The organism is Rhodococcus opacus (assembly GCF_012396235.1).
Taxonomy (GTDB): domain Bacteria; phylum Actinomycetota; class Actinomycetes; order Mycobacteriales; family Mycobacteriaceae; genus Rhodococcus_F; species Rhodococcus_F opacus.
Genome location: NZ_JAAXPA010000007.1, coordinates 111,196 through 133,620, shown reverse-complemented (window position 1 = coordinate 133,620; position 22,425 = coordinate 111,196). Strand labels below are relative to the sequence as shown.

General features: G+C 68.3%; 18 protein-coding genes. 6 read left to right on the top strand and 12 right to left on the bottom strand.

The features are described 5' to 3' along the window. Nucleotides 1-19 precede the first annotated feature (19 nt). Genes HGB39_RS11425 through HGB39_RS11415 form a run of 3 tightly spaced genes read right to left on the bottom strand, consistent with a single transcriptional unit; the run spans nt 20 to nt 3,129 of the window. A complete protein-coding gene (locus HGB39_RS11425; RefSeq protein WP_005571954.1) occupies nt 20-979 on the bottom strand; it encodes a C-terminal binding protein in 960 nt (319 codons plus the stop codon). Beyond that, on the bottom strand, nt 976-1,605 hold the full coding sequence (locus HGB39_RS11420) for a TetR/AcrR family transcriptional regulator (RefSeq protein ID WP_005258663.1): 630 nt from the start codon (nt 1,603-1,605) through the stop codon (nt 976-978). Before HGB39_RS11420 ends, HGB39_RS11425 begins: the two co-directional genes overlap by 4 nt. A gap of 48 nt (nt 1,606-1,653) precedes the next feature. Beyond that, nucleotides 1,654-3,129 carry a sodium:solute symporter family protein gene (locus tag HGB39_RS11415; RefSeq protein WP_005258664.1) on the bottom strand — a complete coding sequence of 492 codons (1,476 nt, stop codon included), beginning with the start codon at nt 3,127-3,129 and terminating at the stop codon, nt 1,654-1,656. 205 nt (nt 3,130-3,334) lie between these two features. On the opposite strand from HGB39_RS11415, the gene HGB39_RS11410 reads away from it, so the two are divergent. After that, nucleotides 3,335-4,225: a LysR family transcriptional regulator gene (locus tag HGB39_RS11410; RefSeq protein WP_005571950.1), complete on the top strand. Its 891-nt coding sequence runs from the start codon at nt 3,335-3,337 to the stop codon at nt 4,223-4,225. Nucleotides 4,226-4,232: 7 nt separating this feature from the next. Here HGB39_RS11410 and HGB39_RS11405 read toward each other — a convergent pair whose 3' ends face one another. From HGB39_RS11405 to HGB39_RS11395, 3 genes are read right to left on the bottom strand one after another with little or no spacing between them, the layout of a single operon-like run. Further along, the gene (locus HGB39_RS11405) at nt 4,233-4,895 is read right to left on the bottom strand and encodes an IclR family transcriptional regulator (RefSeq protein WP_005258667.1); all 663 of its coding nucleotides are present in this window, start codon (nt 4,893-4,895) and stop codon (nt 4,233-4,235) included. 37 nt (nt 4,896-4,932) lie between these two features. Further along, nucleotides 4,933-6,081: a CaiB/BaiF CoA transferase family protein gene (locus HGB39_RS11400; protein ID WP_005567809.1), complete on the bottom strand. Its 1,149-nt coding sequence runs from the start codon at nt 6,079-6,081 to the stop codon at nt 4,933-4,935. Nucleotides 6,082-6,093: 12 nt separating this feature from the next. Continuing rightward, nucleotides 6,094-7,245, bottom strand: a complete 1,152-nt coding sequence (locus HGB39_RS11395; protein ID WP_005567810.1) for an acyl-CoA dehydrogenase family protein — start codon at nt 7,243-7,245, stop codon at nt 6,094-6,096. Between the two features lie 183 nt (nt 7,246-7,428). Here HGB39_RS11395 and HGB39_RS11390 point away from each other — a divergent pair, with 183 nt between their 5' ends. Further along, complete coding sequence (locus tag HGB39_RS11390) at nt 7,429-7,806, top strand: hypothetical protein (RefSeq protein ID WP_043790314.1); 378 nt, start codon at nt 7,429-7,431, stop codon at nt 7,804-7,806. A gap of 125 nt (nt 7,807-7,931) precedes the next feature. Here HGB39_RS11390 and cspE read toward each other — a convergent pair whose 3' ends face one another. After that, nucleotides 7,932-8,135, bottom strand: a complete 204-nt coding sequence (cspE, locus tag HGB39_RS11385) for a transcription antiterminator/RNA stability regulator CspE (protein WP_005244612.1) — start codon at nt 8,133-8,135, stop codon at nt 7,932-7,934. A gap of 232 nt (nt 8,136-8,367) precedes the next feature. Here cspE and HGB39_RS11380 point away from each other — a divergent pair, with 232 nt between their 5' ends. Beyond that, nucleotides 8,368-9,201: an alpha/beta fold hydrolase gene (locus tag HGB39_RS11380; RefSeq protein WP_005567813.1), complete on the top strand. Its 834-nt coding sequence runs from the start codon at nt 8,368-8,370 to the stop codon at nt 9,199-9,201. A 20-nt stretch (nt 9,202-9,221) separates the two neighbouring features. On the opposite strand, the gene hutG is transcribed toward HGB39_RS11380, so the two are convergent. From hutG to HGB39_RS11360, 4 genes are read right to left on the bottom strand one after another with little or no spacing between them, the layout of a single operon-like run. Further along, nucleotides 9,222-10,184 (bottom strand): formimidoylglutamase, encoded by a 963-nt coding sequence (hutG, locus tag HGB39_RS11375; RefSeq protein ID WP_064080738.1) that lies wholly within the window; start codon nt 10,182-10,184, stop codon nt 9,222-9,224. Beyond that, nucleotides 10,181-11,404: an imidazolonepropionase gene (hutI, locus tag HGB39_RS11370; RefSeq protein WP_005568940.1), complete on the bottom strand. Its 1,224-nt coding sequence runs from the start codon at nt 11,402-11,404 to the stop codon at nt 10,181-10,183. The genes hutG and hutI overlap by 4 nt, the downstream gene beginning before the upstream one ends. Before the next feature lie 47 nt (nt 11,405-11,451). Next, nucleotides 11,452-13,128, bottom strand: a complete 1,677-nt coding sequence (gene hutU, locus HGB39_RS11365; RefSeq protein ID WP_005568938.1) for a urocanate hydratase — start codon at nt 13,126-13,128, stop codon at nt 11,452-11,454. Between the two features lie 59 nt (nt 13,129-13,187). Then, nucleotides 13,188-14,624 carry a purine-cytosine permease family protein gene (locus HGB39_RS11360; protein ID WP_005568936.1) on the bottom strand — a complete coding sequence of 479 codons (1,437 nt, stop codon included), beginning with the start codon at nt 14,622-14,624 and terminating at the stop codon, nt 13,188-13,190. A 230-nt stretch (nt 14,625-14,854) separates the two neighbouring features. Between HGB39_RS11360 and HGB39_RS11355 the strand changes: the two genes are divergently transcribed. Together HGB39_RS11355 and hutC are read left to right on the top strand one after the other, a co-directional pair. Next, on the top strand, nt 14,855-19,564 hold the full coding sequence (locus HGB39_RS11355) for an NAD-glutamate dehydrogenase (RefSeq protein ID WP_005568934.1): 4,710 nt from the start codon (nt 14,855-14,857) through the stop codon (nt 19,562-19,564). A gap of 103 nt (nt 19,565-19,667) precedes the next feature. Next, nucleotides 19,668-20,432 (top strand): histidine utilization transcriptional repressor HutC, encoded by a 765-nt coding sequence (gene hutC, locus HGB39_RS11350; RefSeq protein WP_005258713.1) that lies wholly within the window; start codon nt 19,668-19,670, stop codon nt 20,430-20,432. Between the two features lie 25 nt (nt 20,433-20,457). Here hutC and HGB39_RS11345 read toward each other — a convergent pair whose 3' ends face one another. Next, complete coding sequence (locus HGB39_RS11345; protein ID WP_043790879.1) at nt 20,458-21,051, bottom strand: PadR family transcriptional regulator; 594 nt, start codon at nt 21,049-21,051, stop codon at nt 20,458-20,460. Nucleotides 21,052-21,188: 137 nt separating this feature from the next. On the opposite strand from HGB39_RS11345, the gene HGB39_RS11340 reads away from it, so the two are divergent. Continuing rightward, nucleotides 21,189-22,415 (top strand): glycosyltransferase family 87 protein, encoded by a 1,227-nt coding sequence (locus HGB39_RS11340; RefSeq protein WP_064080739.1) that lies wholly within the window; start codon nt 21,189-21,191, stop codon nt 22,413-22,415. Nucleotides 22,416-22,425: the final 10 nt, after the last annotated feature.

Sequence of the window (22,425 nt, the reverse complement as noted above, 5' to 3'; positions counted from 1 at the left end):
CGAGGACTGGCAGGGGCGATCACATCCCCGGTGCGGCAACGACTCCCACCGGGGATGCCCCGGTCAGGACCGCCGCGACATTGCGTGCCGACTGCTGCGCCAGGGTGTGCGCGACCTGCGGTGAGTACCACGCGGCGTGCGGGGTGATCACGAGGTTCGGGATGTGCAGGATCGGATCGTCCTGTGCGGGAGGTTCGTTCGGAAGAACATCGACGGCCGCACCGGCGAGGTGTCCACCGCGCAGCGCGGCTCCGAGCGCGTCGTGGTCGACGAGCCCGCCACGGGAGACGTTCACCAGATACCCGCCGCGCTTCAGCGTCGACAGCGCACGGGCGTCGATCAGACCCTGCGTCTCGGGAGTCAAGGGAACGTGCAGGCTCAGCACGTCGGAACGGCGCAGCAGGTCCTCGAACCCGACCACCTCGATACCCTCGGCCGCCAGTTCCCCTACGCGGTCGCCCAGTCCGCGGCCGCTGACGAGGACGGTCATCCCCACGGCTCGGGCGCGCAGTGCGAAAGCGCCGGCGATCCGGCCGAAGCCGTAGAGGCCCAGCACTGTTCCCGCGATCCGCCGCGGCGGCGCGGCGGTGACGTCCCACCCGCCGGCATGCACGGAGCGGTCGAGGGTGTGAGTGGATCGGAGCAGTCCGAGGGTGAGCGCGAGCGCATGATCCGCGACCTCCTCGGTGCAGTAGTCCACTGCCCGCGTGACCCAGAGACCGCGTTCGTGGGCCGCCGACACCGGCAGGTGGTCGTACCCGGCGGACGTGGCCGACAACAGTCGCAGGTCCGGGAGATCCGACAGGTGACGCGGCTCGAGTCCGGTGGTCTCCGGACCCACGAGCAGGGCGATGATGCCCGGGCCGGACGGGAACTCGGACTGGTGCACGACATCCGCGGAAATACCTGCGGCGGCAAGCGAATCGGACAGTGCGTCGGCCGGAATGAAGTCGTCGAGGACGACGACGCGGTCGGTCATCTGCCTACTGCCCCTGCTTCTTCGGTGGTTCGTCGCACGGCGGCGTCGACGCAGCGGGCTGCCGCGTCGTCCGCGCTGATCGCTTCCATGACAACGGGATCCAGGATGGCCTGTAATGCAAGACCGTCGGTCAGCGCGACCAGCGCGACGGTGACGGCGTCCGCGTCGAGGTCGGCGGAGACGGTGCCCTCCCGCTGTGCGGCGACGACCGACTCGCGCACGACGCCCCGCCAGCGGGCGAGGAAGGCCGCGATCTCACCGCGCGCGGTTTCCTCGGCCGCGCCCTCCGCGTAGAAGAACAGGAACACGCGGGTCATCGCCAGTCGGCGTTCGTCGAGCGGCAGGATGCTGGCGGTGATGTTCCGCAGCTTCTCGATCGGGCCGGCGCCCTCCTCGTCGAGAATCGTGCGGTACCGGTCGCCCTGGATGTCGCCGGCCCGGCGAAGCGCAGCGAGGAGCAGTTCGTGCCGGGACCCGAAGTAGTGGTTCAACACTCCGGTCGACCACCCGCTCTCCTCCGCCACCGCTCGCGTGGTGACGGCGGAGATCCCCTCCCGGGCGATCAACGCGAGGACGGCGTCGGCGAGCGCCAGTCTCCGCTCGTCGTGGTCGACGATCTTCGGCACGTTCTTTCCTCCCGCTCGTGCGCACTCACCCGCGTGCGCCGGTGTCACTCAGGCTATCGGTGCCGGGACCGGTACCGGGTCTTCCTCGGCCTTTCCCGACACCCGCGCGTTCCACACGGACATCACGTTCGCCGGGGTAGGTGCGGTGAACAGGCTGGTGGCCACGAACACCACCAGCGCGCTGACGAGTCCGACGTACACCGGCTCGTTCGCCATGACGTCGCCGACGACGAACATCGTCGCGATGGTCGCTACGGTGCCCACTGCCATGGCCGCCATCGCCGCGGTTCCCGTGGCGCGCTTCCAGACCAGTCCACCGAGGATGGGGACGAGGAGCCCGCCGACCAGGATGTCGTAGGCGATCGTGAGCGCGGAGACGATGTCGTTGATGAGCGCGGCGATCACGATGCTGACGAGGCCGATCACGATCACGTAGAGGCGGTTGCCGCGCACGTCGGCTTCCGGATCGGACGTGTCCAGTTCGGGGCGTGTGCGGCCGAAGATCTGGGCGACCAGCGGAAGGACGTCCTGCCGGGCGACCGTGGCGGTGGCGATCAGCGCGCCGGACGCGGTCGACATCATCGCGGCCACCGCGGCGGCGAGGACGATGCCGCTGAGACCGACGGGCAGGACATGGACGGCGACGTCGGCGTACACGTCGTCGGACGAACCGATGTCGGGCATGAGGGCCGACGCGGCCAGCCCGATCAGTGCGCCCGCGACGCCGTACAGCAGGCAGTAGACGCCGGCGGTGACGCCGCCCCACCGTGCGACCTCCGGCGACTTCGCGGTGAACACCCGCTGCCAGATGTCCTGTCCGATGAGGATGCCGAGTGTGTAGACGACGAAGAACGTGATGATGGTGCCGGTGCCGATGGTGCCGAGCCCGAGTGCCTGTTCGCCCACGCGCTCCTTGATGCCGGCGTACCCGCCCGCCTTGCTCCACGTGAACGGGAGGAGCAGGACGAAGACGCCGATGGTCTTGATGACGAACTGGACGACGTCGGTGAGCGTGATCGACCACATGCCGCCCATCGCGGAGTAGGCCACGACGATGAGGCCGCCGAGGACCACCGACAGGGTCCGGTCGAAGCCGAACAGCACGTTGAAGATGGTGGCGTAGGCGATCGTGGAGGTGACGGTGAGCATGAGGGTGTAGGCCATCATCACGAGACCGGACGCCCCGGTGGCGTCGATGCCGTACCGGAGTTTGAGCATCCCGGAGACGGTGTAGACCTTCAGGCGCTGGATTCGCGCGGCGAAGAGCAGGCTGAGCAGGAGGACACCGGCGGCGATCGATACGACCAGCCACATTCCGGAGATGCCGTACTTGTATCCGAGGCCGACGCCACCGACGGTGGAGGCGCCGCCGATGACGACCGCCGCCATCGTGCTGGTGTAGAGGAATCCGCCGAGGCGGCGGCCGGCGACGAGGTATTCGCTGGAGTTGCTCGCCCGGCGTTTGCCCCACCAGCCGAACGCGAGCATTGCGCCCAGGTAGATCAGGATGATGGTGATGTCCATGGTGCGTCCTTCACGTGTCCTAGCGGATCGGTGATGACGGGCGCGGTGGTCCCGTCGGTGCCGGTCTCGTCAGACCGTTGCCCTAGACGGTAGGAGAACATTGACGTGAAATAAATCACTTGATACAAATAATCACTTCAGAAAATCGTGAAGTAATGGTGCGAGCCAGCTCACACCCTGTTTTCGACCCCGCCGGAGGAGTGCGATGCGCAGCTCGCTGCCCGATCTGAAGCTCCTCCAGATCTTCGCGGCCGTCGTCCGCCACCAGGGGTTCGCGCCCGCGCAGCAGGAACTCGGACTGTCCGCCTCCGCGATCAGCACCTACATGAGCCAGCTCGAGCGCCACCTCGGCATCGTGCTGTGCCACCGCGGCCGCGGCGGCTTCGGTCTCACCAGCAAGGGCGAGCTCTACCACAAGGAATGCCTGCGCATCCTCGGCGAACTCGAAGGCTTCGAACGCTACGGCGCCGCGCTGCAGGGGGAGCTCAGGGGAACCCTCACCATCGGGGTTCTCGATTCCACCGTCACCGACGCCACCCTGCCGCTCGCCGACGTGATCGGCGTGTTCAGCAAGGACCACCCCGCCGTCTACCTCGACCTGAAGATCCAGACGCCGCACGAACTGCAGGTTGGCGTGCTCGACGACCGCATCGACGTCGCGGTCGGCGCGTTCGCCTCACCGATGAACGGCCTCGTCTCCCAGGCGCTGCACCGGGAGCAGCACTGGCTGTACTGCAGCGACAAGCACCCGCTGTTCAGCAGGAAGCGGGTGCCGCCGGAGGTCATCACGCAACAGCGGATGGTGACCCGCGGCTACTGGTCCGAGCAGGAACTCGCCCGCCAGGGGTTCCCGCAACCCTCGGCAACGGTGGAGAACATGGAAGCGCAGCTCATCCTCGTGCTGTCCGGCGCGTACATCGGATACCTGCCCGAGCACTACGCGGAGTACTGGGTGGACCGGAACCGGCTGCGTCCGATCCTGCCGGCGTCGTTCGGTTATCAGGCGCCGTTCTCGCTGATCTACCGGCGCGGCCGGGCCCGCGAGCCGATGGTCCTCACGTTCCGCGAGTTGGTCCGGACCAGCATGGGCAGCTGACCGCTGGTCACGGGGCCGGGGAGCCCAGTTCGGTCGACAGCGCACGGCAACGCTCGACGAGAACCAGACCGTGCTGCGCGCAGAGTGCGTCGTCGAGGCGGAACGTCGGCCCGACGACGCTCAGCGCGCCCACGATCCGCCCCACCGCGTCGTAGATCGGGGCCGCCACACCCGTCGAGTGGTCCTCGATGGTGTCGTGGGCGATCGCGTACCCCTCGCTGCGCAGGTCGCCCCGTAGCGCGGCGCCGACGGCCGTGCCCTGGAGCGGCACCGTCTGCCCCACCCATCCCATGTGCCGGATCGCGTGGGTGCCCTCGATCTGCGCGAGATACAGGGCGGTGCCCTTCGGGCCGTGGGTCGACAGGTACGTGGATTCGCGGGTTTCCTCCGCGATCGCGACCATCGCGGGCCGGGCCCGGGACAGCAGCTGGTTGTCGCTGATCGCCCGGGCGCCGATCTGGAGAAGTCGCGGCCCGGCCCGGTAGACGTTGTCGTCGCCGCGGACCAGGAACTCGCTCTGCTCCATGCTGCGGATCAGGCGCAGCGCGGTACTGGTGGCGAGACCGGCCGCCTTCGCGGCGTCGCCGAGCGTCAACCCGCCCTGCTCGGTGATCGCGCCGAGCAGTTCGAAGGTGCGGCTCGCGCTGCGGGTCACATCTCCGGGGGCCATGGGTCGTCTCCTGACGGTCGCGGGTGTCGGCGTGAATCTACCGCGACGCGATCTCGGACAGCAGGGGCTGCCGGTGTTCGTCGAGCAGTGGGCTGCGGCGGACCCCGGGGCGCGCGCTGTCGCCGAACACGACCGGCTGCCGGACGTAGTCGATCGTTCCCGCGACCGGATGATCGAACGACTCCACGAGTCCGCGGTGCCGGCTCTGCTCGGACGACAACGCTTGTTCGACGTTCCAGATCTCGGAGCTCGCCAGTCCGGCCGCGCCGAGGATCGCGACCACCTCGGCGACCGTCTTGTCCTTCGCCCAGATCTCGATCTCCGCGCGCAGTGCCGGTTCGTGATCGGTGCGGGACGTGTCGTCGGCGAAACGATTGTCGCCGAGAAGGTCTGCACGGTCCATGGTGTGGGCGAGCTTCTCGAATCCGGACCGGCTGGCGACGGCGAGCACGAACAGGCCGTCCGACGCCCGGTACGTGTCGAACGGGGTGGAGACCGGATGGCGATTACCCACGCCCATCGGCGCGACCCCCGATGCCTGCAACTGGCTGTGTGCGGTGGGGAGCATGGCCAGCATGCTGTCGAACATGGCGACGTCGAGGTGTTGCCCCACACCCGATTCCCGGGTGCCGACCAGGGCGGAACTGATGCCCCACGCCGCGAACAGTCCCGCGACGAGGTCGCCGAACGATTCGCCGAGCCGGGTCGGCCCGGATTCGGGGGAACCGGTGATGCTCATGACCCCCGACATCGCCTGCACGACGAGGTCGTAGGCGGCCGAACCCGCGAGCGGCCCGTCCTGCCCGAAGCCGGAGATGGACGCGTAGACGAGCCGGGGGTTGCGGGCGTGGACGGTCTGGTAGTCGATGCCGAGCCGGGCGGTCACCCCGGGCCGGAAGTTCTCGACGAGAACGTCCGCCGTGTCGAGGAGATCGAACAGCACCGTCCGATCCGCGTCGTTCTTGAGATTCAGTGCCAGCGAGCGTTTTCCGCGATTCAGCACGTTGAAATAGATGCTCTCGCCGTCGCGGAACGGGCCCAGGTGCCGCGAGTCCTCGCCGGCGGCGGGTTCGATCTTGACGACGTCGGCGCCGGCGTCCGCGAGCAGCGCCGTGCAGTACGGTCCGGCCAGGACGCGGGAGAGATCGACGACGCGGATGCCGTCGAGGGGAGGCAGGGTAGGCATGACGGGCCCTTCTCAGAAGTCGGTCGAGCGCGGGGACGGTGCGTTGGAGGCGATGGTGAGCAGCTGGATCTGCGAGGTGCCCTCGAAGATCCGGAGGATCCGGCAGTCGCGGTAGAGGCGTTCGATTTCGGATTCGCGCATGAAACCGGCACCGCCGTGAATCTGCACGGTCTGGTCGACGATCGAGAAGCAGGCCTCCGTGGCCACGTACTTCGACACGGACGCGGCGCGGCGCAGGTCGGCCCCGGCATCCTTCACGTCCGCCGCCCAGTCCGCGGTGACGCGGGAGGCGACGAGTTGCGCGTCGCATGCACCCAGTAGCAGCTGAATCGCCTGGAATTCGGCGATGGGGTGTCCGAACTGCTTGCGCTCGGCGGCGTAGGATCGGCCCAGTTCCCAAGCGCGCAGGGCGATTCCGTTGGCCATCGCCGCCACGTCGACGCGGGCGCGGTTGAGGGCGGTGAGCGCGATGTTGCCGCCGCGGCCCTCCGTTCCCACCACGGCGTCGTGGGGAAGCACCACGTCGTCGAGGTAGACGGTGTAGGTGGGGGCGGACCGGATGCCCAGCTTGTCCTGGGGCTCCGAGTAACTCACGCCGGGGGTGCCCTGGGGGAGGACGAACGCGGTGATGCCGCGGAAGCCTGCAGATGGATCGGTCTTGGCGAAGAGGACGACCAGATCGGCCTCCTTGGCGTTGGAGATGTACGTCTTCGAACCGGACAGGTGCCACCCGTCGTCCTCGCGCCGCGCCGTGGTGCGCATCGAGGCGATGTCGGAGCCGGCGTCCGGTTCGGTGAGGGCGAACCCGGCGAGCAGTTCACCGGACGCGAGCCGGGGCAGCCACCGGCGCTTCTGCTCCTCGGTTCCGCCGACGAGGATCGGCTCGAGCCCCAGGTAGTGCGCGGTGTAGATCGAGGCGAGGGCGGCGTCGGTGCGGGCCACCTCCTCGATGGCGATCAGCTGTGTCTTCGTGGACAGGCCCAGACCGCCGAACTCCTCGGGCACCGAGATGCCCATCAGGTCCTGTTCGCCCAGTCGCTTCACCAACTCCGCCGGGAACTCCCGCGTCTCGTCGCGGAACGCCGCGCCGGGATGGATCTCACGGTTGGCGAACCCACGCACTGTGGAGCGGAACTCGGCGGCATCGAGCAGCTGATCGGTCACGGAAACTCCTATCGAAAGATCAAATTGCCACCTAGTGAAATGGCAATGCCACCTGGTGGCATATCGACTATGAAGGAGACCGTCGGATTTGTCCAGGGGTGCCGGTGTCCACGGCACGGAAGGCGGGTACTCGACCCCGCACGGGCAGCGCACATCCCGCGCGGCACGGTAGAGGGAGGCATCATGCGCGCGATTGCACGAGGGATAGTCACCGCAGGAACGATGATCGGCGCCGTTCTCGCCGGCGCGGGGACGGGCCTGGCGGAACCCGCCGCCGTGCCGTCCGGCACCTATCAGGGAACGACCACCACGCCGGCGGGCGAGTTGATCTGGAAGGGCAAGACGTTCCAGGGCGGCACGGTCGTCAACAACTTCGCGTTCGGTCTGACCGGACTCGCGGGCACGACCTCGCAGGACGGGAACGGAGACACCGTCATCGATTACAGCCCATCGGGTCTGGGCTTCCTGACCGACAGGATGTCCCCCAACGCAGACGGGACCTACACCGGGTCCGTGTACGTCAACGGCAACCAGGTGGGAAGCTTCGGCCTCTCGAGATAGCTGTCCCGGGGCCTACTGCGACAACGAGGCCGCACCGCTCGGGTGCGACCTCGTCGTCATAGTGTCATCTGCGACATCGTCACAGTGTCATGTGCGACATCGTCACAGTGTCATCGGGGCGTCGGTCAGACGGCCCGGACATTCTGGGCCTGCGGGCCCTTCTGGCCCTGTCCGACCTCGAATTCCACCCGCTGGTTCTCCTCCAGCGACTTGTAGCCGCTGCCCGAGATCTCGGAGTAGTGAACGAACACGTCCGCGCTGCCGTCGTCCGGCGCTATGAATCCGAAGCCCTTCTCGCTGTTGAACCACTTCACAACACCCTGCGCCATACCGTTCACTCCCTGCAGTTGCCGCCCGGGAACTCACATCGAGATCCCGTTCGCGTGGATATATCCTGTCATCAAGGCGCGCGTGCTTCCAGTGGTACGCCCACGATTCCTTCGGATCCTGGGCGCCGTACCAGGTCTGCGGAAGAAATTTTCCTCGACAACCGATGATTCTGCCCGTCGGCGGCGGTCCTACCTGCGACCGAGAATCACCACCCCGAACGAGGAGAACTCGATGAATCCCACATCGACCGCCACCGCCGATGCCCGGACCCTCGACGTCCCCGGTGCCAGGCTGTACTACGAGGTACGGGGCACGGGCCCCGTCGTCGTGCTCGTCGGCGCCCCGATGGACGCCGACTCCTGCGCGCCCGCCGCCGATCTGCTCTCGTCCGACTACACCGTGCTCACGACGGACCCGCGGGGCATCCACCGCAGCCCGGTCGACGACCGCGACCGCGATTCGACCCCCGAGATGCGCGCCGACGACCTCGCCCGGCTCCTGATGCACCTCGACGCAGGCCCGGCCGTGGTGTTCGGCTCCAGTGGCGGCGCCGTCAGCGCGCTCGCGCTCGTGCAGGCGCACCCCGAGCTGGTCCACACCGTGATCGCCCACGAGCCGCCGCTGGACGAGCTCCTCGCCGACCGCGAGCAATTGCGGGTGAAGACCGACGACATCATCGACGCGCACCTCGCCGGGGACGTCGTGGGGGCGTGGAGGAAGTTCCTGGCCCTGGCGAACATCCACCTGCCCGAGGAGGTGTTCCAGCAGATGTTCGCGGGCGAACGGGATCCGCAGACCGAGGCCGACGAATACTTCCAGCACGCGCACATGCTGCGCCCGACCACCCGCTGGTGCCCGGACATCACCGCCCTGCGCTCGGCCCCCACCCGCGTCGTAGTCGGGATCGGCGAGGAGTCCGGTGGTCAGCTCTGCGACCGTACGTCGCGGGCGCTCGCCACCGAACTGGGCGTCGATCCCACAATGTTCCCCGGCGGCCACATCGGCTTCGCCGAGGACCCGGCCTCGTTCGTCACCCGTCTGCGCGCCGTGCTGCGGGAGCGCTGAGCGGACGGTTCCGGGCGACCTCAGCGGACGATGGGAACCCGCTTCGTGACGATCCGATGGATCAACCGGGCCGCGGTGCGGGCGGTGCGGTTGTCGATGTCGAACGACGGATTGAGTTCGGCCACATCGCACACGGCGAGCTTGCCACTGGCGGCGACGGCGTCGCAGACGAATTGGATCGTCTCCGCAGGCACGCCGTACGCGGCGGGAGCGCTCACTCCCGGTGCGACGGCGGCGGGAAGGACGTCGAGGTCGATGGTGAGGTAAACGAGATCGACGTCCGACAGGAACTCGCTGACGAAGACGGCCACCCGGTGCCGGTCGGAGACCGAGCAGTCGTCGTCCAGGAGGTACCGGACGTCGTATCCGCGTGCGGTGTCGAACAGCGCGGTGGTGTTGCTCGGCTGGCTGATGCCGAGCACGGAGTACTGCAGGGCGGTGCCCGCCGCGTGCTCCTGTTCGAGGATCTGCCGGAACGGTGTGCCCGAACTGGGGACCGGATCGGACCGCAGGTCGAAGTGGGCGTCCAGGTTCAGGATCCCGATCCGCCGCTTGGGTGTGCGGACGGCTGCCTGTGCCAGACCGAGGTACGTCCCGTAGGCCACCTCGTGGCCGCCGCCGAGGACCACCGGGAACTGGCCGGCGTCGAGCGTCGCGGCGACCACGGAGCCGAGCGCCATCTGCCCGGCCTCGAGACGATTGTCGGTGACCGCGACGGTGCCGGCGTCGTACGCGCGGAGCGGCTCGGCGAGCGCCATCGACGCCAGCGCGGCCCGCAGCGCGTCCGGCCCGCGGGCCGCCCCGCGGCGACCCTTGTTCCGCTCCACGCCCTCGTCGCTCGAGAAGCCGACGAACACGCAGGCGCCGGGTTCGGAGTCGTCGTGAAGTGGCGTGACCGCCTGGTGCCAGCGGAGGTGGTGACTCGACGTGCCGTCCACCCTGCCGATCCAGGGGGGTGGGGGAATCAGCAGGTTCTCCATCATCGCAGGGCCCTCGCTTTCTCGTGACCGGTGTGCGCGGACCAGGCGAGTTCGCCGCCCCGCCACACATCGCGGACCAGGGGGACGCCGGGCCGGTAGGCCAAGTGTAGGTACGACGGTGCGTCGAGGGCGAGGGCATCGGCCCGCGCTCCGGGGCGCAGGACCCCGACGTCGGCACGTTGCAGTGCCCGGGCACCGCCCGCGGTCGCCGCCCAGACGGCTTCGTCCGGGGTCATGTGCATGTCCCGCACCGCGATCGCGATGCAGAACGGCAGGCTGGTGGTGTAGCTGGTGCCGGGGTTGCAATCCGCACCGAGCGCCACCGTGACCCCCGCGTCGAGCAGGGCCCGGGCGTCCGGGTACTTGTTCCGGGTCGAGAAATCGGCGCCGGGCAGGAGAGTGGCCACCGTCGAACTCTGTGCCAGCGCATCGATGTCGGCCTGCGTGGTGTAGCAGACGTGGTCGACGGACGCGGCCCCCAGTTCGACGGCGAGCTGGACTCCGGGGCCCTCGCGGAGCTGGTTGCCGTGGACGCGGGGGATGAGCCCCTTCGCCATTCCGGCGGTGAGAACCGCGTGTGCCTGATCGCGGTCGAACGCGCCGGTCTCGCAGAACACGTCGATCCATTTCGCCTGCGGTGCACAGGCGTCGATCATCTCCGCGCACACCATGGCGACGTAGTCGTCGGCGCGCCCCGCGTATTCCGGCGGCGGAACGTGAGCGGCGAGCAGCGTCACCTCGTCGGTGAGGGACGCCGCGATCGTCGTGCTGCGCAGTTCGTGCGCGACCGTCTGCCCGTACCCGGTCTTGCACTCCACGGTGGTGCTGCCCGACCGCAGGGACTCGTCCAGCAACCGCCGCGTGTTCGCCTCGAGCTGTTCGTCGGTCGCGTTCCGCGTCGCCTCGATCGTGTTGCGGATACCTCCCGCCGCGTACGGCTGTCCCGCCATGCGCGCCGCGAATTCCTCCGCGCGTTCCCCGCCGAACACGAGGTGCGAGTGGCTCTCCACGAAGCCCGGCAGCACCGCCCGGCCGTCGAGATCGTGCCCGACGTCGCCGGCAGGCGCCGAGTCGGCGCGGCCGACCCAGGCCACCACGCCGCCGTCGAAGACGACGGCGGCGTCGCGGATCAGCCCGAGCGGACCTTCCCCCACTGTCGGGTCGTTGGTCACCAGGGTGCCGATGCCGGTCAGCACTGTGGAGCGGGAGGTGTTCGCTGTCACTGCTGTTCCTTCCAGTGGTTCGAAAATACGGTCGCTCGGGCCTGCGGTCATCCTTCGGACATCGGCACGCGCACGCCGCGCTCCTTGGCGACGTCGATCGCGTGGTCGTATCCGGCGTCGGCGTGCCGGATGACGCCCATGCCGGGATCGTTGGTCAGGACCCGCTCCAGCTTCTCGGCGGCCAGATCGGTGCCGTCCGCGATGCACACCTGACCGGCGTGGATGGACCGTCCCATGCCGACGCCGCCGCCCTGGTGGATGGACACCCACGACGCCCCCGACGCGGTGTTGACGAGTGCGTTGAGCAGCGGCCAGTCGGCGATCGCGTCGGAGCCGTCGAGCATCGACTCGGTCTCGCGGTACGGGGACGCGACGGATCCGGAGTCGAGGTGGTCGCGGCCGATGGCGACGGGCGCGGACAGCTCGCCGGACGCCACCATCTCGTTGAACTTCAGGCCGGCCTTGTGCCGTTCGCCGTAACCGAGCCAGCAGATCCGGGCCGGCAGGCCCTCGAACGCCACCTTCTCGCCCGCCATCGTGATCCAGCGCTTGAGGTGCTCGTTCTCGGGGAACAGTTCGAGGATCGCCTTGTCGGTGGCGGCGATGTCCTTCGGGTCACCCGACAGCGCGGCCCAGCGGAACGGGCCGAGGCCCTCCTCGAACAGCGGACGGATGTAGGCGGGCACGAATCCGGGGAAGTCGAACGCGCGGTAGTAGCCGGCCTTGCGGGCCTCGTCACGGATGGAGTTGCCGTAGTCGAACACCTCGGCACCCTTGTCGAGGAAGCCGACCATCGCGGCGACGTGCCGTGCCATCGACGCGCGGGAGTCCTCGGTGAACTTCACCGGGTCCTTGTCGGCCATCGCCTTCATGTCGGCGAAATCGACCCCGAGCGGCAGGTACGACAGCGGGTCGTGTGCCGACGTCTGGTCGGTGACGATGTCGATGGGGGCGTTCATGGCGAGCAGTTCGGGGAAGATCTCCGCGGCGTTGCCTTCGAGGCCGATCGACAGCGGGCGCTTCGCGTCGCGGGCCTCGATCGCGAGACGCAGGGCGTCGTGGATGTCGGTGGCCTTGGTGTCGAGGTACTTGTGCGCGATCCGGCGGTCGATGCGGGTGACGTCGCAGTCGACGCAGATCGCGACGCCGTCGTTCATCGTCACGGCGAGGGGCTGGGCGCCGCCCATGCCGCCGAGCCCGGCCGTCAGCGTGATGGTGCCCGCGAGCGAACCGCCGAAGCGCTTCCGGCCCACCGCGCCGAACGTCTCGTACGTGCCCTGCAGGATGCCCTGCGTGCCGATGTAGATCCACGACCCGGCCGTCATCTGCCCGTACATGATCAGGCCGAGGGCGTCGAGCTTGCGGAACTCCTCCCAGTTGGCCCAGTCGCCCACCAGGTTCGAGTTCGCGAGGAGGACTCGGGGCGCCCACTCGCTGGTGCGGAACACGCCCACCGGCTTTCCGGACTGCACCAGCATCGTCTCGTCGGACTTCAGGGTCTTCAACGTCCGGACCATCGCGTCGAACGCCTCCCAGCTGCGCGCGGCCTTGCCGGTGCCGCCGTAGACGACGAGGGAGTCGGGATGCTCGGCGACCTCGGGGTCGAGGTTGTTCATCAGCATGCGCAGGGCGCCTTCTTGCTGCCAGCCGAGTGTCGTCAGTTCGGTGCCGCGGGGCGCCGACACGTGGCGGGGTCCGGAAACCGGAGGCGTCGTGGTGGTCATGTCGTGTACTCCTTGATGGTCGAACGAGGAAGAAGGAAAAGTCTGGGTGTCAGCGTGATTCACAGTCGCGAATCCGCCATGGCGGTACTGGCCGGATAGATCATCGACGGGGGTGGGTTGCTGCTGCGCCGCGCGAGCGGGTAGTAGATGGCGCCGGTGAAGACGATGCCGACGATCCACGAGATGTCCGCGCCGCCCAGCATTTCCGTGACGGGTCCGGTGTAGAGCTTCTGGGCGAGGAATGGGATCTGCGCGAGAACGCCGACGGTGTAACAGATCATCGCCGTCTTGTTCCAGCGGCCGTAGCGGCCCGCCGGGTCGTACAGCGCCGGAATGTCCACGCGCTCCTTGGAGATGAGGTAGTAGTCGATCAGGTTGATGGCGCTCCAGGGAGTGAAGACCATCAGCAGCACGAGGACGAAGTTCTTGAAGTTGTTGAGGAAGTCGGCGCTGGCGCCGATCGCGATGAGCATCGAGATCGCGACGAACCCGATGATGTACAGGGTGCGGGCCCGGGACGAGATGCGCGACTGTCCGTTGAAGGCGGTCACCGTGGTGAGGATCGACATGAACCCGCCGTAGGCGTTGAGGCAGTTGACGGTGAGCTTCCCGACCAGGATCACCAGGTAGATCATCAGGGCGATCGCGGCGGGTCCGGCGAGTTCGCCGATGAAGCCGACCTGGTCGCTGAGGAACGCATCCCCGGCCACGGCGGCGACGAGTGCGCCCAGCGTCATCGACCACTGCGAGCCGATCACGCTGCCCGCGAACGTCGACCAGAACGTCTTGCGCTCGCTCGTCGAGCGCGGCAGGTAGCGGGAGTAGTCCGCGACGTACGGTCCGAACGTCAGCTGCCAGCCGGCGCCGAGCGAGATCGCGAGGAGGAACGTGACGATGTCGAAGCCCTTGTTCCCGACGAACGCGGCCACGTCGTACTCGGCGAACAGGCGAATCGCGAGATAGGTGAATCCGATGATGCCCACGACGGTCGCGATCTTGCCGACCACATGGATGAGTTTGTATCCGGTCACCGCCACGAACGCGGTCATCGCGCCGAAGATGAGGATGCCGACCGTCGGGTTGTCGATGTGGAGGATCTCGTTCACGGCCTGACCTGCGAGCACGCTGCCGGTGGCGGCGAAACCGAGGTACATCAGGACGACGAGGATCAGCGGCAGCACGGCGCCCAGAACGCCGAACTGGGCCCGGCTCGAGATCATCTGGGGCAGGCCGAGGCGCGGTCCCTGGGCGGAGTGCAGCGCCATGACGGCACCGCCGAAGAGATTGCCGATCAGCAGGCCGACGATGGCCCACAGCGCGTCGGCGCCGAAGACGACCGCGAGGGCGCCGTCGACGATCGCGGTGATCTGCATGTTGGCGCCGAACCAGAGCGTGAACTGGCTGCGCGGAGATCCGTGGCGCTCGTCGTCCGGAACGACGTCGATGGTGCGACGCTCCGGCGCGAGGCTGATCTCGGGAGGTCCCTCGTGTGTCATAGGCCTGTTTGTCTCTCTGTGACGAGTCCGGCGCTGCTGGGTCGGTCCCGGGTGCTCTATCCCATGTCCTGAATCCAGTGTGCTCTGACTCACGTTTTTTATCGCCTTAGATGTATAGTCCTGTATAGACAACCCCCTGTCAAGCGTTCTCCAAGGACCCAGCCGAGAGGCGTGCCGGCCCGCCATTGCACCAGTCGGGAGTGTCGATGCTTCCGACGGAAGGTACTGACATGAGAGTAATTTCGACGTCCTCACATTCGCTCGAGCGCGATGAACAGCAGTTTTCCGCTCCGGAAGCGCCCCAGCGTTTCCGCGACCTCTACCTCCGCACCGCCGGTCATCCCACCGCCGACGGCGCAGATCCGCAGGCGCGTGATCGCATCGCGAACACGCATCTCGAGACCGGGCGACACCGGAACCCCGGGACCGCGGTGGTGCGCGGAATCGACGCCGCAGACCCCAGCGGGATCGGGCCCGCGGTGCAGATCGTCACCGACGACATGGCACTGCTCGTCGAATCGGTACTGCTGACCGCGGCCAGGGTCGGCGCCCCGATCGAGGAGGCGCTGCATCCTGTCCTCGTCGCCCGCCGCGCGGAGTCGGGCACCCTCACCGACCTCTCGCCTGTGAGCGACTCGGGGACGACGGAGTCGTGGATTCACGTGGGACTGCGCTCCGACACCGCGGACTCCGTCGTCGCGGCGCTGGTCGAGGCGTTGCACACCGTCCTCGCCGACGTGCGCCGGGTGGACCGGGATCTGGCGCGCATGCGCGAACTGCAGATCCAGGTCTCCGAACACCTCGACTCGCAGACCGGGCAGGACTCGCTGTCCGAAGAAGTCCGCGAGGCCGCCGACTTCCTGCGGTGGTGCGAGGCGGGCAACTTCACCGTCCTCGGGTACGCGCGGTACGGCGCCGACGGCGCACCCGAGGAGAGTCTCGGCGTGCTCCACGACCGCGAGGGTGATCGGGCGCCGGCCACGGAACCCGGTCCCGTCCTGGCGATCGGGCAGGCGGCGCTTCCGGTGTCCGTGCACCGGTCGTCGTACCCGTCGGTGGTCGGGGTTCGGGCCGGAGGAGTGGAGCACCGCTTCGTCGGCGCGTTCACCCCCGCGGGCAGGCACGAGAACGTCCTGGACATCCCGGGTGCGGGACGCCGGGTGCGGGCCCTGCTCGATCGTGCCGGTTTCGACATCGACTCGTTCTCCGGACAGGCCGTGCTGCAGGTCGTGCAGGCGCTGCCGCTGACCGAGTTGTTCGCGGCGAGCCCGGATTCGCTGCATTCGGCCCTCACCGAGGTCGCCGGCATCACCGCGCGCGAGCACATTCACCTCTTCCTGCGCACGGACGTCCCGGGCGACAGCATGTCGGCGCTGGTGTTCATTCCCCGCGATCGGTACAACACGCGGACGCGTCTGGCGACCCAGCGCGTCCTGCTGGACGAACTGGACGGCACCGCAGTCGAATACACCACGAACGTGTCCGAGTACCCGCTGGCGATGGTGCACTTCACGATGCGGGTCCCGGCGGACACCGAGGTGACGGACACCCGGCGACTGGAGATCCAGCGTCGGATCTCCCGGGTCTGCCGGACCTGGGACGACCGGTTCCACGACGAACTCGCCACCGCCGAACGCGAACTCCTCGCGCACTATTCGGAGCACTTCCCGGAGGTGTACAAGCACGACTTCGACGCCCGGCGCGCCCACGCCGATCTGGTGGTGTTCGAGAGGCTGACGGACGGCGCGATCGACACGCGGCTCGACGCGAACGCGCCGGACTGGCGCTTCACCTTCTTCGTCGGCGGTGCATCCGCCTCGCTCAGCGATGTTCTCCCGATCCTGCAGAGCATGGGCGTCGCGGTCCTCGACGAGCGGCCCTACACGGTCGCGAACAGTCGCGGAACGGTGTGCTGGATGTACGAGTTCAGGATCCGCTACGCGTTGCCGGGGCCGGTGGACGACGCGTTGCCGCGCCGCTTCACGGAGACGTTCGCCGCGGCCTGGGCATCTCGCGCCGAGACGGACAGCTTCAACGAACTCGTACTCCGCGCGGGCCTGGACTGGCGTGAGGTGGAGGTGCTGCGGGCCTACGCGCGGTACCTCCGGCAGGGTGGATTCCCCTACAGCCAGAACCACATCGCGACGGTCCTCGGTGATCATCCGGAGATCTCCCAGGCGCTGATCCGGCTGTTCGCCGCGAGGTTCGATCCGGACGGCACTGATCCGGACGGCGCTGATCCGGGCGGCGCTGAGGAGTGTGGCGAACTGATCGCCTCGCTGGAAGCGGCGATCGGCGACGTGCTCGGCCTGGACGCCGACCGCATCCTGCGCGCCTACCTGAACGTGGTCCTGGCGACGCTGCGCACCAACCGCTACGCCCGCCCGGGCCGGGAACGTCAGGTCCTGTCGTTCAAATTCGATCCGCAGCGGATCCCGGAACTGCCGCAGCCGCGGCCCCGCTTCGAGATCTACGTCTACTCGCCGTGGGTCGAGGGCGTGCACATGCGGTTCGGCGCCGTGGCGCGCGGAGGCCTGCGGTGGTCCGACCGCAAGGAGGACTTCCGCACCGAGGTGCTCGGCCTGGTGAAGGCGCAGGCGGTCAAGAACTCGGTGATCGTGCCGGTCGGCGCGAAGGGCGGGTTCGTCGTCGCGCGCCCGCCCGCTCCCACCGGCGACCCGCTCCGCGATCGCGACGCCCAACGCGCCGAAGGCGTTCGCTGCTACCGCAGTTTCATCAGCGGACTGCTGGACGTCACCGACAACGTGGACCTCGCGACCGGTGCCGTGATCCCGGCGCCGAGAGTGGTGCGGCACGACGGCGACGACACGTACCTCGTCGTCGCCGCGGACAAGGGCACCGCGACGTTCTCCGACATCGCCAACGACGTTGCCGCACAGTACGGGTTCTGGCTGGGTGACGCATTCGCGTCGGGTGGATCCGTCGGCTACGACCACAAGGCGCTCGGCATCACCGCCCGGGGCGCGTGGGAGAGCGTGAAGCGGCACTTCCGCGAAATGGGTGTCGACACCCAGTCGCAGGAATTCACGGCCGTCGGGATCGGCGACATGAGCGGCGACGTGTTCGGCAACGGAATGCTGGCGAGCCCGCACATCCGGCTCGTCGCCGCATTCGATCACCGGCACGTGTTCCTCGACCCGAACCCCGACGCAGCCACATCGTTCGCGGAACGGGAACGGCTCTTCGCGCTGCCGCGGTCGTCGTGGGCGGACTATGCGCCCGGCCTGATCAGCGCAGGCGGCGGTGTGTGGGAACGGTCGAGGAAGAGTGTTCCGATCAGCGAGGAGGCGCGGCGCGCACTCGGACTGAGCCCCGGGACCACCGAACTGTCCCCACCGGACCTCGTCCGCGCGATCCTGCAGGCACCGGTGGATCTGCTGTGGAACGGCGGCATCGGAACATACGTGAAGGCGGCCACCGAAACCCATCTCGACGTGGGGGACAAGGGGAACGACGGCGTCCGCGTCGACGGTTCCGACGTCCGGGCCCGGGTGGTCGGTGAGGGCGGCAACCTCGGCTTCACCCAGCTGGGACGCATCGAATTCTCCCGCACCGGAGGGCGAATCAACACGGACGCTCTCGACAACTCGGCGGGCGTGGACTGCTCCGACCACGAGGTCAACATCAAGGTTCTGCTCGACGCCCTGGTCAGCGGCGGCCGTCTCGCCGCCGACGACCGTACGGGTCTGCTCGCCGAGATGTCCGGGGAGGTGTCGCGTCTCGTGCTCTCCGACAACGTCGCCCAGAACGACGTGCTGGGCACGTGCCGGGCCGACGCAACCGCATCCCTCACGGTGCACGGACGGCTCATCGGCCATCTGGAAGGCCGCTACGGTCTGGACCGCGCCATCGAGGTGCTGCCGTCCAGGAAGGAGATCGCCGCCCGGGAGCGCGCGGAGACGGGACTCACCTCACCCGAACTCGCGACCCTCATGGCACACGTGAAGCTGGCGCTGAAGTCGGACCTGCTGGCCGGCGACCTGCCCGACAGCCCGGCTTTCGCGGACGCCCTCGCCGGGTACTTCCCGCGCAGGCTCCGGGAGTCCTTCGGCGACGCCATCGGCGACCATCCGCTGCGCCGGGAGATCGTCGCGACGGTCCTCACCAACGACGTCGTCGACAACGGCGGCATCACCTACGCGTTCCGGCTGGGCGAGGAGGCCGGAGCGAGCAGCGCCGACGCCGTGCGGGCGTTCGCGGTGGTGTCGGCCGTGTTCGACCTGCCGTCGCTCCGGCGCGACATCCGGGACGCCGACCTCGACGCCGCGCTCTCGGACGACCTCACGCTGTTCACCCGGCGGCTGCTCGACCGGGCGTCGCGATGGATGCTGACCCGCAGGCCCCAGCCGCTCGCGGTCGGGGCGGAGATCGCCCGATTCCGTGACCGCGTCGCGGACCTGACACCGCGCGTCGCGGGCTGGCTCTGCGGTGAGGACGCGGAGAACCTCCGGAGTCGCACGGCCGCGCTGGTGGCCCGTGGTGTCCCCGCGGACCTGGCCGGGCGGGTGCAACTGCTCCTGGACCGGTTCGCGTTGCTGGACATCGTCGAGATCGCCGACATCACCCAACGCGATCCCCGCGAAGTGGCCGAGGTGTACTACCGGCTCGGGGAGTGCCTCGGGTTGGTGCACCTCCTGGTGGGGGTCTCGCAGCTGGGACGGGGAACCCGGTGGAACGCGCTGGCCCGGTTGTCGTTGCGCGACGAGTTGTACGACACGGTCCGGGCACTGTGCCTCGACGTGATCTCGGGCAGTGAAGTGGTGGACACGGCGGAGCAGAAGATCGGGGAGTGGGAGGACCGCAACGCGGCCCGGCTGGCGCGCGCCCGGCACACGCTCGACGCCGTCACGGAGTCGGGGGAGCACGACCTGGCGGCCCTCTCCGTCGCGACCAGGCAACTCCGCAGCATGGTGAGGTGACACCGGGCGCACCGCGATGAGGGCTTACCCGTGCAGTCGGCCGATAGACTGCAACGGCCGACTGCACGGGAAGTTCATCGGTGTTGCAGAGGGATGGGTGTCAGTGGTGGTGGAGATCGCAGTAGTCGACGCGGAGCTTGCTGCGTTGTACAACGGACCGGGGACGGAGTCGGCCCCGGCGTACGAGCGCGTCAAGCAGTTGATCGTGTCGCAGATCAACGCCGGCCGCTGGCAGGAGGGCGATCAGCTGCCCTCGGAGAATCAGCTCGTCGGCGCTCTCGGCCTCTCCCGCATGACCATCAACCGCGCGCTGCGCGAACTCAGCGCCGAGGGTCTCGTGGTGCGCCTGATGGGTGTGGGGACGTTCGTGGCGGCCACGAAGACGGCGTCGTCTCTGTTCGAGGTCAAGAACATCGCGGACGAGATCCAGCAACGCGGACACCGCCATCGAACCGAAGTGGTGTACGTGCGTGAGGAAGACGCCGATCCGGCGAACGCCTTCATCCGGGATTCGATCCGCGGCAAGGTGTTCCACTCCCTGATGATCCACTACGAGGACGACACACCGATCCAGCTCGAAGACCGGTTCGTCAATCCCGCCGAGGCGCCCGGGTATCTCGATCAGGACTTCACCCAGCAGACGCCCAATCACTATCTGAGCGTGGAGGCTCCCCTGACGAGGGGCGAGCACGTGGTCGAAGCGATCCTCGCGTCACCCGAGGAATGCCGGCTCCTCCACATCGAGCGCGCCGAACCGTGCCTGATGATCCGGCGCCGCACGTGGTCCTCGCGAGGCCTCGTCAGTGCCGCGCGTCTCGTCCACCCCGGGTCCCGGAATCGGCTCGAAGGGACGTTCGGGACCGGCTGACCGGGGTAGATACCGAACCGGAGGCTCACGCCCGCACGTCCTTCGTCTGCGGTGCGGGCCAGGTGAGGCGGCCCGAGTGGATGTCGGAGATCGTCGACGCGATCCAGGCGAGTTCGCCCCGCGCCGCGTGGAGTGCGTAGTCCGCTTCGACGACGAACAGCGCAGGCACTCCGTCGTCGAGCGCTCGGGTGTGCCGTGCCTGGTCGGATTCGATTCTCGCGGTAAGTCGTTCGGCGCGTTCGGTGAGCGCGTCCACGGCGCCCTCGCGTCCCAGCGCGCCGAGGTAGCTGATCGCCGCGAAGAACGGGGAGAACTCTCGTGCGGCACTGCGGATCTGGAGGTCGAGTCGGCTCACGAGTTCCGCGTGCCCGGCCTCGGTGAGGGCGTAGACGGTGCGGGCGGGCCGACCTTCCCGTTGCGCACGTTCGTGTTCCTCGATCCAGCCCGCCGAGGCGAGGGCCGCGACCACATTGTTCAGCGAGCCGCGATTGAGCGGCCACTGGCCCTCCTCGCTGCGCTCGCGCAGCGTGACTTCCACCTGGTACGGGTGCATCGGCGATTCGAGGAGCAGGCCGAGCACCGGCAGGACGAGGGGATTGTCGAGAGTACGCGCAGGCATGATCGAAATATATCAGTCTAAATAAACTATGACGAAGTGCGCGGTTCGGACGCCGCGACCTCGCCTTTGTCACGATTGGGTCACGGCCCGCTACGGTGGATCGTTGACCACGACGCCGATCATGAAAGAACAAATTCTTGGTACAGAGTGAATCGCAGTTCAGGGCTTATCGTCTCCACGCCGTCGCGCTCCTCGTGGGCGTCCTCTCCTTGGGGGCGGTGGCCTACCGAGAGTTCGATGCGGCGACGGGCTACCTGATGGACCTCTCCGTGTTCCGCGACGCCGGCTACGCCTTCGTCAGCGGCCTGCCGCTCTACTCCGCGGACTTCCCGAGCAGTTCCGGGTTCAGGTTCATCTACGCACCCTTCGCGGCGATCCTCTTCGCGCCGATGGCGGAGATCGACCCCGCGGTCCTGCAGGCGCTGTGGTGCGCCCTCAACCTCGGACTCGTGTGGTGGATGGTCAAGGTGGCGCTGTCGAAGCTCGACGTCGCACGCCCCGAACTTCTCGCTCTGCTGTCGATGGGCCCGGTACTTCTCCTCGAGCCGATGCGCTCGAACTTCGACTTCGGTCAGATCAACATCATTCTGATGGCGCTCGTGGTCGCCGACTGCACCGGTGTGATCCCGAAGCGGTTCCGCGGAGTCGCGATCGGTCTCGCCGCGGCCGTCAAGATCACCCCGGCGGCCTTTCTGCTGGTCCTGCTCGTCCGCCGCGACTTCCGCTCGATCGGACGATCCCTCGCCACGATCCTGGTCACCGTCGGCCTCGGCTTCTGGATGCTGCCGCAGTCGTCGGTGTGGTTCTGGACCACCGAATTCTTCGCCACCGGCCGTGCGGGGGCACCCGACTTCTTCCGCAACCAGGCCGTCACCGGCGTCATCGCCCGGCTCGGGGCGGAGGGCCGCCTGGCCAGCATTCTCTGGGTGCTCAGCGCAGCCGTCATCGTGTCCGCCGCGGCGTGGTCGGCGTACCGCTTCACCCGGTCCGGTGAGCACCTGATCGCGCTGTCGGTCGTGGCCCTGGCATCCCTGCTCGCCGCGCCGTTCGCCGTCACGCACCACTGGGCATACAGCATCCTGTTGATTCCGATTCTGATCGCACCGCAGTACCGCAGCTGGCGTCCGCTGATCGGCGCCGCGACCCTGATCTTCCTGATCGGCCCGAACTTCGTCCTGCAGTCCTCGTCGTCCGGCTGGGTGGAGGCGGCCGTGCGTGAGGTGATCGGAAGCTCGCAGTGCCTCATCGCGCTGGTCCTGCTCGGCGCGGCAGTCGTGGCCGCGCGGTCCCGCACCCCGCTCCCGGACGTCGAGACGGACGCCGTGCCCGCGGACGAAGACGCGCTGGAGCCCGCCCGCAGCTGAGGCCGCGCTA